Here is a 12875-nt window from a genome sequence, read left to right on the forward strand (position 1 = left end):
TTAGTCTTCCCACATGGGCACACGCAGACCGCGGTCACGGGCCACGTCTTCGGCCCGTTCGTAGCCCGCGTCGACGTGACGCATGACGCCGGTGCCGGGATCGTTGGTGAGTACGCGCTCAATCTTCTCGGCGGCCAGCGCCGTGCCGTCGGCGACGATGACCTGCCCGGCGTGGATGCTGCGGCCGATTCCGACGCCGCCGCCGTGGTGAATCGACACCCAAGTCGCGCCGGACGCGGTGTTGAGCAGTGCGTTCAGTAGCGGCCAGTCAGCGATCGCGTCCGAGCCGTCCTTCATACCCTCGGTCTCGCGGTAGGGCGAGGCAACCGAGCCGGAGTCGAGGTGGTCGCGGCCGATCACGATCGGCGCGCGGAGTTCGCCAGAGGCGACCATCTCGTTGAATTTCAGGCCGGCGAGGTGACGTTCCTTGTAGCCCAGCCAACAGATGCGGGCCGGCAGTCCTTCGAACTGCACCTTTTCTTCGGCCTTGGTGATCCAGCGGTGCAGCCCGGCATCGTCGGGGAACAGCTCGAGTATGGCTCTATCGGTGGCCGCGATGTCGGCCGGGTCACCGGAGAGCGCCACCCATCGGAACGGCCCCTTGCCCTCCGCGAACAGCGGTCGAATGTAGGCCGGCACGAACCCCGGAAAGTCGAAAGCCCGGTCGTAACCGCCGAGCTTCGCCTCGGCCCGAATGGAGTTGCCGTAATCGAAAACTTCGGCTCCGGCATCCTGAAATTCGACCATGGCCTTGACCTGCTTGGCCATCGCGGCGCGGGCGCGCACGGTGAACTCGTCGGGGTTCGCGGCCGCATAGGCGTGCCATTCCTCAACCGTGACGTCTTCGGGCAGGTAGGAGAGCGGATCGTGCGCGCTGGTCTGGTCGGTCACGATATCGATCGGCACCTTGCGGTCGAGTAACTCGGTGAACACGGTCGCGGCGTTGCCGACCAAACCCACCGACAGGGCGCGGCGTTCGGTTTTGGCCGCGAGCACCCGGGAGATGGCATCGTCGATGTCGTCGGTCATTTCGTCGAGGTAACCGTGATCGACGCGGCGCTGCAACCGCGCCGGGTCGACGTCGACGATGAGCACGACGCCGTCGTTCATGGTGACGGCGAGCGGCTGCGCGCCGCCCATTCCGCCGGCCCCGCCGGTCAGGGTCAGGGTGCCGGCGAGGGTGCCGTTGAACCTCTTCGTTGCGACGGCGCCGAAGGTTTCGTAGGTGCCCTGCAGAATGCCCTGGGTGCCGATGTAGATCCAGGATCCGGCGGTCATCTGCCCGTACATGGTGAGCCCCAGGTGCTCGAGTCGGCGAAACTCGGGCCAGGTGGCCCAGTCGCCCACGAGATTGGAGTTTGCGATGAGTACCCGCGGCGCCCACTCGTGGGTGCGAAACACCCCGACCGGTTTGCCGGACTGCACGAGCAGCGTTTCGTCTTTTTCGAGGGTTTCGAGGGTGCGCACGATCGCGTCGTAGCACTCCCAGTTGCGGGCGGCTTTGCCGGTTCCGCCGTAGACGACGAGGTCGTCGGGGCGCTCGGCAACCTCAGGGTCGAGGTTATTCATGAGCATGCGCAGCGGGCCCTCGGTCTGCCAACTCTTCGCGGTCAGTTCGGTGCCGCGCGCGGCGCGAACGGGGCGTGCCGTGTGGGTGGTCGTCATGCGAATCTCCTTTGACTACAGAATTAGACGGATGCTTCGGCGCGGTACAGCGCGCTGCTTTCAGTGAGTAGGACCCGCGCCATGTGCTCGATGCTGGACGCGGTGACTCGGTAGCTGGGGACGACCACGCTCAGGGCTCCGACGACGCGCTCACCCACCCGGATGGGCACGGCGATGGCGGTGACGTCCTGTTCGACGCCATCGCTGACGACGCAGTATCCGCTGTCGTCGGTCGCACCGGCGAGCACCCGGCCCGACGCGCTCGACTCCACGGGAAAGCGACGGCCGACCCAGTTCGCGTGTCGCACCGAGTGGGTGCCTTCGACGATGGCAATGTAGAGCCCCTGACCGTCGCCGGCCGCAACGCTCAGATACGCGGATTCACCGGTCTCTCCAACTATGCGATTCATCGGTTCTCGGCAGACGGCGACGAGTGATTCCTGGCTGAGCGCGAGCACACCGAGCCGAACGATGGCCGTGCCGGGCCGATAGAGTCCGGCATCGTCTCGCCGCACAAACGACGTCGATTCGAGAGTTCGCAGCAGCCGCAGCGCTGTGCTCGGCGACAGGTCGGCGGCCTTGGCCGCGTCGCCGAGGGTGACCGAACCGCCCTCGCAGACCACGCTCAGCAGTGTCAGGGCGCGCTCCGCTGTGCGGGTTGTGCTGTCGGCCTTCTCCATCGATCTCGTCCCTTCATGTGCACTCAGTAAAACACTGATTTCACTAGATGGCAAGGCCGATCACGATGGTCGAGTCCAGCTCCTCGCTCCGAACGATGCGGGGGAGTAGCCCGTTCCGGCTGAAGATCTCCGCGGTCTGCGGGGCCTGGCGCTGCCCGGTTTCAACGAGCAGGCAGCCGGTGGGGGAGAGCCACTGCGAAGCGGATGCCCCGATGCCTCGCTGAATATCGAGGCCGTCATCGCCGCCATCGGCCGATGCCCGCGGCTCATAGTCGCGAGCCTCCATCGGCATCAGCTCGATCTCATCGGTCGGCACGTAGGGTGCATTGGCCACGATGACGTCGACCCGGCCCCGGAGCGACGCGGGCAGCGGCGCGAACAGGTCGCCCTCGAACACCTGACCGCGATCGACCAGGTTGCGACGGGCGCAGGCCACGGCCACCGGGTCGATGTCGGTCGCGTAGAGACTCACGTCGCGTCGCACAGTGGCCAGCGCGGTCGCCACGGCGCCGGATCCGCAACACAGATCCACGACAAAAGCGTCGCGTGGGCACAGCTCGAGTGCCTGCGTCACCAGAAACTCGGTACGTCGCCGCGGCACGAACACTCCCGGACCGACCAGAATACGCAGGCCGCAGAACTCGGCCCAGCCGAGAATCTGCTCGAGCGGCACCCCGTGCACGCGCTGCGCGATCATGACGGCGAGGTCGCCCGGCGACTGCTCGACCGACAGCAGCAGGCCCGCCTCCTCGTCGGCGAAGACGCAGCCAGCGGCGCGCAGCTGGGCAGTGAGAGAAGCCAGGTCGGGTACGGGCATAGGACGTCTCCTGTCGAAGCCGAGCAGAGGCATCCTACGCCCGGGTCTTGAAGGCGGGGCGAAGCGTGATTACCCTGAAAGTATGTGCCGAAACATTCATGTCCTGAGTAATTTTGAGCCGGCCGCGACCGACGACGAGGTGCACGCGGCCGCGCTGCAATACGTGCGCAAGATCAGCGGCTCCACGCATCCGTCGAAGGCGAACGCCGAGGCGTTCGACCGTGCTGTCCGCGAGATCGCGCACATTTCCCGGCACCTGCTCGAAGACCTGGTGAGTGTCGCGCCGCCGAAGAACCGTGAGATCGAGGCTGAGAAGGCCAAAGCGCGATCCCAGAAGCGGTTTGCCGCCGCCTAGAGGCTGCGCCAGTCCGCCCAGAGCACCATGACGGCGGCAACGACGCTGGCAGCGAGGCCGAAAACCAGGCCGAAGGCGATAGTGATGCCGGTGTAGGCCGCATCGTCGAGCACGGTCAGTACGACGGCCACCACTCCCGACAACAGCAGCACGCCGACGACCGAGCCGAAAGCAGCGGTGAAGGTGCGCGTACGTCGCGATTTCGTGAGTTGTCGATCGAGAATCGCCACGGCGGCTAGCCCGCCCAGCATCGCGCACAGCGCTATGACCGCGCCGATCACGCCGTAATTTGCCATCGACAGCACCAGAAACCAATATCGATACTCGGTTTCTCCGCTCCCGGCGTTCGTCATGATGATCGCCACGACAGCCGCGAGGAGAAACCCCACGAACGGTGCGAACACCGCGATGCGCCAGTAACGCCGAATAATCATGTGCCCACCCTACGTTCTAGAACTCCACCCACGCACGGGGCAGCGGATGCTCCCCTCGCGTCGGCGGGGGGCGCTCGCTCCGCCGTTCCGCCCGGTACACCAGAAGCGCGGCCACGATGCCCGCCGCAGCGGCGAGTACCAGGGTGAAGGTGATGATCAGGTATGCCCAACTCTCGCCAATTGTTCCTTGCACCGTCGCGAAAACGATCCCGAGCACCAGCACGCCGCTGGCCGCCCCCAGAGCGGCCGATGCTGTGCGCGCACCCGACGTTTTCTCGAGGGGCCGGTCGACGCACGCGACCACGATGATGCCGCCGATCAGAGCGGCGAGACTGACCGCCAGACCGACGGAACCGAAGAACAGAATCGCCCGCGCGACGCTTTCGACACTCGCCCCGGAACGGATCCAAGCATTACCGCCCAGGGCCATCACGACGAACACGACGGCCGCCAGTAGAAACCCGATTACCGGAGCCAGAAGCACAACAGGCCAGTAACGGTGAACCATCATGCCTCGAACTTAAAATGCGGAGATCGACGTGAACCTACCTAGTCCTGATAACTCTTAATCGTTTCGCGGATGTCATTCGCAAATAGATAGATCTCATCGAGACTTTCAATAGGGTGGCGAGTCTCAACCTTCTCAGCGTCGAAGACTCCGAGATACTTCTGCTTCTTTCCGTTGAAGTGAAGTCGAGCGACCGGCTTACGATTGTTGTCATCGAGAAGAACGGCGAAATACGACTTGGAATCCCTGTGCATCACTCGCTGAGGCTTCACCTCGCTGCAGGCAATCGCCTTAACGATTTGATACCCTTCCAACTCCTCAAGGGTCGTCTCGATCTCGGTGTCACGGGCGAGATCAACTTCAACAATGTCGTGGCTGTTGATGACACCGCCCTCTGTTGCTGAGGCTCCTGAGAAGTTCGACCCGCCTAACGCCGTCTTCAAGCGGTCATTAACCTGGTCATTCAGGAACTGCTTCGTAGACTTTGTGACCAAGGAAGTAAACTGCTCTCGGACTTTCTGCGTAAACGCACCCTCATAGACACGTGTCGTGAAGAATCGAATCCAGTCATCCTCGGGCTCCGTGAACTGAGCTGCGATAGTGCGCTTGATTTGACCAATGTACTTGAGCTCTTCAGCCGAGTTGATGATCGAGTCCAGATCAAAGACTTCCTTGGTGAGTTTCCGCAGTTCCGGAATCAGTGTGTCGTCGATGTCCATCAAGTCGAGAACCAGAAACGGCTTCTCGTCCATGCGGTTGGGTGCATCCAGGTCCGTGTAGAACTGGTAAATCTCGCCATTTGTGAGAACGGCGATACGCGCATTGGTGACCGCGAAGTAACGGAAGAGTTGCGAGGCGTGTTCTATCTTCAACGCTTCCGTGGATTTCTTGCATTCGATGAGGATCTGGACCTCACCGTCGCGCATAATCGCATAGTCAACTTTCTCGCCCTTTTTCACGCCGACATCGGCCGTAAATTCGGGGACAACTTCCAATGGATTGAAAACGTCGTAGCCCAAAATGGTCGAGATGAACGGCATGATAAACGCGTTTTTGGTTGCTTCTTCAGTCTGAATTGCTGCGCGCTGGTTGCGCACCTTGAGAGCCAATGCCCCAATTAGTTCTGCAAATTCCATAATTCCCCCGGTTTGTGGATCGCTACCTTCGACCTTATCGAAACAATCAGCGTCCCGGACGAGCCTAAAGCCTCACGTAGGCCTCCGTGAGCTCACGCCACAGGTCAGGATCGATGTCGATGCTGGTGACGGCCACAAGTACCTCCACATACGCATATACGAAATTCTCAATTTGTATACAAAGCTTTGCCTTGACCGCCAGTAGCGGCCAGTGCGTAGTTCAGTCGGTGTCGGGGTCGATGACCCGATCGCTCAGGTGTGCGCCGTAGTAGTCGGACTGCTGCGACATGACCTCGCGCATCGACTCGTCCCGGCTCACACCGTAGACAATGCTCATGAAGTTGAGTCCGCGCTGAATGGCCCAGATCCCGTCGTGACGATCCGGCGACAGAATCTGCGCCGGGTCGCCCACGGCCACCCACCCGATCGGCACCACGGCACCGTCGTGCAGCCGGCTCTTGATCTGTACGACCCCATTGATGCGCACCTCGGCGCGTTTGCCGATCACCGAACCGGGGAAGAGCGCTGCGCCGGTCGCTATGAAGGCATCCGCTCCAATGGTCGATCCGTTCACGTGCGCGTGCGGCCCGATCATGACCGAGTTACCCACGAGCGACGGATGCCCCGCCCTGCCCCGAATTATGGCATTCTCCATCACAACCACGTTTTCACCCAACACGACCGGGCCGTCCTCGGCGGTCACCACGGCCCCGTGCAGGATACGAACCCCGGCACCGATCGTCACCTCGCCGCTCACCACCGCGGTGGGCGCGATGTAGGCGGACTCGTGCACGACCGGCCGGTTTCCGCGATGTTCGATCAGCATGCAAACACAATATCGACCTTCGAGCCTCCTCGCCCGATTTTGATCCGATGGTTCTCAGGCAAAATCTGACCGCCAGGGTGGGCGTTCCGCAGACGGCTGAGGCCTTGTCCCATCGGGCGAACCGCATTACTGTAGCGGTCACGTCGTGGCCAGCACCGGAAGGACACGAGAATGACATTTGTTCGTGCTCCGAAGCCGTCCCGCACCATCCGTCGCACCCTGGCCATGCTCGCGCTGGGTGCCCTCGTTGCAACGTCGTTTGCGCTGGTGCCGAGCACCGTCGCCGGCGCTTCCAGCACAAACGCCTCAACCGTGACCACGGTGCAGACCGCGCTCGACCTCGCGAAACTCTGCGCCCGGCTCAAGATCACGGTCGCCAAGACCACCCTGTGCAGCCACGGACCCGACCCCGTCGATGCATTCGGCGGTGCGGCCAGGTTGAAGCAGACATCCACTGCCGAGGAACACCGCGTCACCGCGGCGCCCGGCTCAGAGCTCACCGCGCTGTGCAGCGCCGGCGGTGTGAGCGGTAAGCGCATCGAGGTGATTTACGGCGTACCGCAGGATCGCACCAACCGGTACGCCCAAATGCTGGCCCCGCTGCGCGACATCATGCGGCACGTCAACAACAACCTCGAGGCAGCGGATGCCGCCACCAGCCAGAATTACCGCTTTCTGTGCACGAACGGTGTGGATGTGACGGTGCGCAACGTGACACTGTCCCCGGTCGGAAACGACGCAACCTACACGTTCGACGATTATGCGATCAGCATGCAGAACCAGATCGAATTCGGGCTGGGGCCGGTGAACTACATCGCCAACGACCGCCTGTACATCGCCTATATCGACCAGATTCAGGACGTCTACCCCTTCGGCGGTCAGGGCGAACTGACCGGCGACGATCAACCCAGCCCAGCCGCCAATGCCAACAATGACTCGCGGCCGCGCTACTCCATGTCGGCGTATCTGGACATGCCGGTGATCGCTCACGAGATCGGCCACAACCTCGGGGCGGTGCAGGATTCGGCGCCGCACTCGACCCAGGGCGGCCACTGCTACGACGAGGCCGACTTGATGTGTTACGACGATGGCGGCCTGTATTTCGCCCTCGGGGGCGGGCTGACCTTTACCTGCGCGGGCCCCGAATCGGCCATCGACTGCCAGGATGAGGACTACTACTACCCGGGCACGCCACCCGCCTCGAACTACCTCGCCACCCACTGGAACACCGCCAACAGCGGGTTCCTGAGCCCGATCGTCTCGTTGACGGCACCGCCAACCGTCACGGCCAAATCACCGGGAACCCTGGCCACTCGAGTCGCACAGACCGCCAATGCGACGGCTACGTTCAGTAAAGCCGTGTTGGGCGTCGGGGCGACCACCATGAGGCTGAAGAACCCGGCCGGCACGGTTCTGTCCGCTTTGGTCAGCTACAACACGGCCACCCGCGTCGCGACGCTGAATCCGAGTGCCACCCTCCCGGCCGACACGAAATTCAGCGTGAGCCTCACCGGTGGGGCCTCCGCTATCCGCGACACGGCGGGAACCCCGCTGAGGTCAACGGGGTGGAGCTTCACGACCGGGCCCGCGCCCACGATCACCGCCCGTACGCCGGCCAGCGGAGCCACCGGCGCCAGTCGTACCGCGAGTGTCTCGGTGACGTTCAGTGAGGCGATGGCGGGGGTGGCGGCATCCACTTACACGCTGAAGAACACGGCGACCGGCGCTTCGATTGCTGCCAGCGTGTCGCGCAGCGGTACGACCAACAAGTGGATCCTGAACCCCACCGCGACGCTCCCGGCCAGGACCAGTTTCACGGTCACGGTCACCGGCGGCACATCGGGCGCGCGTGACCTGGCCGGCAACCCAGTATCAACAGCCAGCTGGAAGTTCACCACGGGTAGCTAGTCTGGAGAGATGCCCGACCTCGTCTGCTCCGACTGCGGCACTATCTACCCGGTGGAGAGCCTGGTCTGGCTTTGCAGCTGCGGCGGCATGCTCGACGTAGTTGCCTTTGATGCCGACGTGGATGCCGCGGCCCTGCCCGGCCGCGCCCCCTCGCTCTGGCGCTACGCCGAGGCCCTGCCGATGGCCGCCGACCCCACCATCACCCTGGGCGAGGGCTTCTCGCCGCTCGTGCCCTCCAGCGCGCTCCCAAACGCGCAGCTCAAGCTGGACTTTCTGCTTCCAACGCTCTCGTTCAAAGACCGCGGCGCCGTCGTGCTCGCGACCCTCGCCAAACGGCTGAATGTTCGAAGCGCCATGGTTGACAGCAGCGGAAACGCCGGCACCGCGATGGCCGCGTACTTCGGTCGGTCCGGCATCGACTGCACGGTTTATGTGCCCGAATCCACCTCGCCCGGCAAGCTCGCGCAGATGCGCGCCCACGGCGCCACGGTTGAACTGGTACCGGGTTCGCGAGCCGACACCTCCGTGGCGGCCTTGGAGGCGGCCGGGCGACCCGGCGTTTTGTACGCGAGCCACGTCTACCATCCGTACTTTCTGCACGGCGTCAAAACCTACGGCTACGAAATCTGGGAGCAGCGCGGGCGGGTTCTACCCGAGACCGTGGTCGTTCCAGTCGGCAACGGAACCATGCTGCTCGGCTGTTACCTCGCCTTCAGCGAGCTGGTGGCTGCGGGTCTCGCCGAGCGGATGCCGCGGATTGTCGCGGTGCAGGCATCCGCTTGTGCGCCGCTGGAACAGGCCGTGGCGCAGGGACTCGACTCGCCTGTGGCCGTTGACGTCGCCGGCACGATCGCAGAGGGGATCGCCATTGCCGCGCCGCCCCGGGGACGACAAATTCTCGCGGCTGTGCGCGCGACCGGCGGCACCATCGTCTCCGTCACCGACCGGCAGACCGCGGCCGCGCGCCAGGAATTGGCCGACGAGGGACTCTTCGTGGAGCCGACCTCGGCCGTGTGTTTCGCCGCAGTGCGCGCCGCCGTCGACTCGACGTTCGACTCCGCCAGCCACACCTGGGCGGTCGCGGCGAGCCTGCTCGCGGCCGAGTCTGTGGTCGTGCCGCTCTGCGGTGCCGGCCTGAAATCGCCCGGGTCAACCACAGCGAACTCATGAGTGACGAAGAATTTGCGGACGCCCCCCGGTGTCCCGCCTGCGGCACCACGATGATCACCGACGGCGTTGACACCGCCGAGGGGCTGGAATCCTGCCATCGGTGCCCACGATGCCGACTGGTTATCGTCATACCCGGCCTCTGGCCGGAACAGGCCGATCCGTAGCGAAAAACTTTTCAATTGCAGAAGAATCACGTTTATTCTGATGAACTTTCTTGAGAAGACCGCTTGTTCTTGCGCCAATCTGGGTTTAGCAGCCGATACCGGCCAGTTGAGTCAGCAGTCCCGGCTCAGCCCAACTCATACGTCGAAGGAATGAACATGACTGAGTACCAGAAAGACATCGAGGACATCGAAGCCCTCAAGCAGCAGGTCGGCAGCAGCTGGGACGCCATCAACCCCGAGTCCGTCGCCCGCATGCGTGCCCAGAACCGGTTCAAGACCGGCCTCGAGATCGCGCAGTACACCGCTGACATCATGCGCAAAGACATGGGCGAGTACGACGCCGACTCCTCCGTCTACACCCAGTCATTGGGCGTCTGGCACGGTTTCATCGGCCAGCAGAAGATGATCTCGATCAAGAAGCACCTCAAGACGACCAACAAGCGCTACCTGTACCTGTCCGGCTGGATGGTTGCGGCGCTGCGCAGCGAATTCGGTCCGCTCCCCGACCAGTCCATGCACGAGAAGACGACCGTTCCCGCTCTCGTCGAGGAGATCTACACCTTCCTCCGCCAGGCCGACGCCCGCGAGCTCGACCTGCTGTTCACCGGCCTCGACAACGCCCGCATCGTTGGCGATGACGCCAAGGCAGCTGCGATCCAGACAAAGATCGACAACTTCGAGACCCACGTTGTGCCGATCATCGCCGACATCGATGCCGGCTTCGGTAACCCGGAAGCCACCTACCTCCTGGCCAAGAAAATGATCGAGGCCGGCGCCTGCGCCATCCAGATCGAGAACCAGGTGTCGGACGAGAAGCAGTGTGGCCACCAGGACGGCAAGGTCACCGTTCCTCACGAAGACTTCATCGCCAAGCTGAACGCCGTTCGTTACGCGTTCCTCGAGCTCGGCATCGAGAACGGCATCATCGTCTCGCGCACTGACTCGCTCGGTGCCGGCCTCACCCAGAAGCTCGCCGTGACGTACACGCCCGGCGACCTGGGCGACCAGTACAACTCCTTCCTCGACGTGGACGAAATCACCGAGGCCGACCTCGGCAACGGCGACGTCGTCATCAAGCGGGGCGGCAAGCTTTTGCGCCCGAAACGCCTGGCCAGCAACCTGTTCCAGTTCCGTGCCGGAACCGGGGAGGCTCGTTGCGTGCTCGACAGCATCACGTCGCTGCAGAACGGCGCCGACCTGCTCTGGATCGAGACTGAGAAGCCGCACATCGGCCAGATCGCCGGCATGATGAACGAGGTTCGCAAGGCCATCCCGAACGCCAAGCTGGTCTACAACAACAGCCCGTCGTTCAACTGGACCCTGAACTTCCGTCAGCAGGCCTACGACGCACTCCTCGCCGAGGGCAAGGACGTCTCCGCTTACGACCGTGCCAAGCTCATGAGCGTCGACTACGACGAGACCGAACTTGCCGTGAACGCCGACGAGAAGATCCGCACTTTCCAGCGCGACAGCTCGAAAGAGGCTGGTATCTTCCACCACCTCATCACCCTGCCGACGTACCACACGGCCGCACTCTCGACGGATGACCTGGCCAAGGGCTACTTCGCCGACCAGGGCATGCTCGCCTACGTCAAGGGCGTGCAGCGTCGTGAAATCCGCGAGGGAATCGCCACGGTCAAGCACCAGAACATGTCTGGTTCCGACCTCGGTGACAACCACAAGGAGTACTTCGCCGGTGCAGCAGCCCTCAAGGCTGGCGGCGTGAACAACACGAGCAACCAGTTCGAGGAACCGGCTTTGAGCAGCCACTAACTCCCACTGAGTGACAAAGAGGCCCCCGTCGAAAGACTGGGGCTTCTTTGTTGTATCCTTCCGGACTTCAGACAAGGTCGCGATGGCAGAAGTGTGCCAAAGTCAGGCATGGAACATTTTGACACCATCGTGGTCGGCGCCGGGGTAGCAGGGTTGGCTGCCGCTCGACTGCTGGCGCAAGCCGGGCGCAGCGTCGTCGTGCTCGAGGCCCGCGACCGCGTCGGTGGCAGGGTGTGCACAGACCGCACCGACGGGCTGGTCACCGATCTGGGCGCATCCTGGATCCACGGCGTGACGGACAACCCCGTGGCGGGGGCGGCCGCGGCGTTCGGCTTGCCGACCGTGGAGTTCACCGTCGGGGGTTACCAGCCGGACAGCCGCCCGATCGCCTACTACGGTCCGACCGGCCAGCGTCTGGGCGATGATGCCGCGCGGGCCTTCGCCGACGACGTGCGGGCGGTCGATGCCGTGCTCGTCCCGGCGGTCGCTGCCTCGAAAGCGGATGCCTCCTACCGCGACGCGACCGAGACGGCCTTGGCCGACCAGGCCTGGGGCGGGGAACGCACCCAGCGCGTGCGTGAATTTTTGCAGCACCGAAGCGAAGAGCAATACGGCGCGTGGATCGAGGATCTGGCCGCGCACGGTCTCGACGACGATCTCATCGACGGCGATGAGGTGGTTTTTCCAAACGGCTACGACCAGCTGCCCGGGCGTTTGGCGGCCGGGCTGGACATCCGCTTTGACCAGATCGTCACCCGGGTGCACTGGTCGGCGGAGGGCGTCACTGTCACGACAGGGGGCGGCACGCTGACTGCGGGAACCGCGGTCGTGACGGTGCCAATCGGGGTGCTCCAGTCAACCGATTTCATCATTGAACCGGCGCTCCCCGAACCGAACGCGAGCGCTCTGGGGCGACTCACAATGAACGCCTTCGAGAAGGTCTTTCTGCGGTTTTCGAACAAGTTCTGGGACGAGGGAGTCTATGCAATCCGGCAGCAGGGGGCCGAAGGATGTCGGTGGCACTCCTGGTACGACCTCACGGCCCTGCACGGAACGCCGACCTTGCTGACGTTTGCAGCGGGGCCGGTGGCCAGTGAGATTCGTGAGTGGTCAGAACAAAAGGTGGTCGACTCGATCCTCGCGCAATTACGGCGACTCTATGGCGCCCGGGTGGAGCAGCCGACCAGTGTGCACATCACCGCCTGGCAGGACGATCCCTTCGCTCGAGGTTCGTACGCCTACATGAAGCTCGGCTCGACGACGGCTGACCACGACGATCTCGCTACGCCAATCGGTGGGGCGCTCCATCTCGCCGGTGAGGCAACCTGGACGGACGATCCCGCGACGGTTACCGCAGCCTTCTGCTCCGGACACCGAGCGGCGTCGAATATTCTGCACCAAGAGATCCCGATCGCGCAGGTGTGGGCCGACTGAATCAG

At 63.6% G+C, this 12875-nt stretch carries 12 protein-coding genes; 5 read left to right on the forward strand and 7 right to left on the reverse strand.

Annotation, left to right across the window (positions count from 1 at the left end):
- Genes hutU through QMF22_RS03185 form a run of 3 tightly spaced genes read right to left on the reverse strand, consistent with a single transcriptional unit; the run spans position 1 to position 3162 of the window.
- Positions 1-1665: a urocanate hydratase gene (hutU, locus tag QMF22_RS03175; RefSeq protein WP_283450289.1), complete on the reverse strand. Its 1665-nt coding sequence runs from the start codon at positions 1663-1665 to the stop codon at positions 1-3.
- Positions 1666-1688: 23 nt separating this feature from the next.
- A complete protein-coding gene (locus tag QMF22_RS03180) occupies positions 1689-2345 on the reverse strand; it encodes an IclR family transcriptional regulator (RefSeq protein ID WP_283450291.1) in 657 nt (218 codons plus the stop codon).
- A gap of 43 nt (positions 2346-2388) precedes the next feature.
- On the reverse strand, positions 2389-3162 hold the full coding sequence (locus tag QMF22_RS03185) for a putative protein N(5)-glutamine methyltransferase (protein WP_283450293.1): 774 nt from the start codon (positions 3160-3162) through the stop codon (positions 2389-2391).
- A gap of 82 nt (positions 3163-3244) precedes the next feature.
- Between QMF22_RS03185 and QMF22_RS03190 the strand changes: the two genes are divergently transcribed.
- Positions 3245-3517, forward strand: a complete 273-nt coding sequence (locus QMF22_RS03190; protein ID WP_283450295.1) for a DUF2277 domain-containing protein — start codon at positions 3245-3247, stop codon at positions 3515-3517.
- Here the strand turns inward: QMF22_RS03190 and QMF22_RS03195 are convergent.
- The 4 genes from QMF22_RS03195 to QMF22_RS03210 all read right to left on the reverse strand — a co-directional run bounded on the left by QMF22_RS03195 (position 3514) and on the right by QMF22_RS03210 (position 6421).
- Complete coding sequence (locus QMF22_RS03195) at positions 3514-3951, reverse strand: hypothetical protein (RefSeq protein WP_283450297.1); 438 nt, start codon at positions 3949-3951, stop codon at positions 3514-3516. The two genes, QMF22_RS03190 and QMF22_RS03195, sit on opposite strands and share 4 nt — an antisense overlap.
- A gap of 16 nt (positions 3952-3967) precedes the next feature.
- Positions 3968-4462, reverse strand: coding sequence for a hypothetical protein (locus QMF22_RS03200; RefSeq protein ID WP_283450299.1), 495 nt, complete (start codon positions 4460-4462; stop codon positions 3968-3970).
- 38 nt (positions 4463-4500) lie between these two features.
- The gene (locus QMF22_RS03205; protein WP_283450301.1) at positions 4501-5595 is read right to left on the reverse strand and encodes a type I restriction endonuclease; all 1095 of its coding nucleotides are present in this window, start codon (positions 5593-5595) and stop codon (positions 4501-4503) included.
- Between the two features lie 220 nt (positions 5596-5815).
- Positions 5816-6421, reverse strand: a complete 606-nt coding sequence (locus QMF22_RS03210; RefSeq protein ID WP_283450304.1) for a gamma carbonic anhydrase family protein — start codon at positions 6419-6421, stop codon at positions 5816-5818.
- Positions 6422-6592: 171 nt separating this feature from the next.
- Between QMF22_RS03210 and QMF22_RS03215 the strand changes: the two genes are divergently transcribed.
- The 4 genes from QMF22_RS03215 (at position 6593) to QMF22_RS03230 (ending at position 12870) form a co-directional block, all read left to right on the forward strand.
- Entirely contained in the window at positions 6593-8329 is a 1737-nt protein-coding gene (locus QMF22_RS03215; protein WP_283450306.1) for an Ig-like domain-containing protein, read from the forward strand.
- 9 nt (positions 8330-8338) lie between these two features.
- Entirely contained in the window at positions 8339-9499 is a 1161-nt protein-coding gene (locus tag QMF22_RS03220; protein WP_283450308.1) for a threonine synthase, read from the forward strand.
- Between the two features lie 320 nt (positions 9500-9819).
- A complete protein-coding gene (locus QMF22_RS03225; protein WP_283450310.1) occupies positions 9820-11436 on the forward strand; it encodes an isocitrate lyase in 1617 nt (538 codons plus the stop codon).
- Between the two features lie 108 nt (positions 11437-11544).
- Positions 11545-12870, forward strand: coding sequence for a flavin monoamine oxidase family protein (locus QMF22_RS03230; protein WP_283450312.1), 1326 nt, complete (start codon positions 11545-11547; stop codon positions 12868-12870).
- Positions 12871-12875: the final 5 nt, after the last annotated feature.

The organism is Cryobacterium sp. PH31-L1 (assembly GCF_030063145.1).
Lineage (GTDB): Bacteria > Actinomycetota > Actinomycetes > Actinomycetales > Microbacteriaceae > Cryobacterium.

Excerpts from the sequence above, each read along its gene's own strand:
- hutU (WP_283450289.1), bottom strand. The coding sequence starts at position 1,665 with ATGACGACCACCCACACGGCACGCCCCGTTCGCGCCGCGCGCGGCACC.
- QMF22_RS03190 (WP_283450295.1), top strand. The coding sequence starts at position 3,245 with ATGTGCCGAAACATTCATGTCCTGAGTAATTTTGAGCCGGCCGCGACC.
- QMF22_RS03185 (WP_283450293.1), bottom strand. The coding sequence starts at position 3,162 with ATGCCCGTACCCGACCTGGCTTCTCTCACTGCCCAGCTGCGCGCCGCT.
- QMF22_RS03200 (WP_283450299.1), bottom strand. The coding sequence starts at position 4,462 with ATGATGGTTCACCGTTACTGGCCTGTTGTGCTTCTGGCTCCGGTAATC.
- QMF22_RS03220 (WP_283450308.1), top strand. The coding sequence starts at position 8,339 with ATGCCCGACCTCGTCTGCTCCGACTGCGGCACTATCTACCCGGTGGAG.
- QMF22_RS03210 (WP_283450304.1), bottom strand. The coding sequence starts at position 6,421 with ATGCTGATCGAACATCGCGGAAACCGGCCGGTCGTGCACGAGTCCGCC.
- QMF22_RS03180 (WP_283450291.1), bottom strand. The coding sequence starts at position 2,345 with ATGGAGAAGGCCGACAGCACAACCCGCACAGCGGAGCGCGCCCTGACA.
- QMF22_RS03225 (WP_283450310.1), top strand. The coding sequence starts at position 9,820 with ATGACTGAGTACCAGAAAGACATCGAGGACATCGAAGCCCTCAAGCAG.
- QMF22_RS03215 (WP_283450306.1), top strand. The coding sequence starts at position 6,593 with ATGACATTTGTTCGTGCTCCGAAGCCGTCCCGCACCATCCGTCGCACC.
- QMF22_RS03205 (WP_283450301.1), bottom strand. The coding sequence starts at position 5,595 with ATGGAATTTGCAGAACTAATTGGGGCATTGGCTCTCAAGGTGCGCAAC.
- QMF22_RS03230 (WP_283450312.1), top strand. The coding sequence starts at position 11,545 with ATGGAACATTTTGACACCATCGTGGTCGGCGCCGGGGTAGCAGGGTTG.
- QMF22_RS03195 (WP_283450297.1), bottom strand. The coding sequence starts at position 3,951 with ATGATTATTCGGCGTTACTGGCGCATCGCGGTGTTCGCACCGTTCGTG.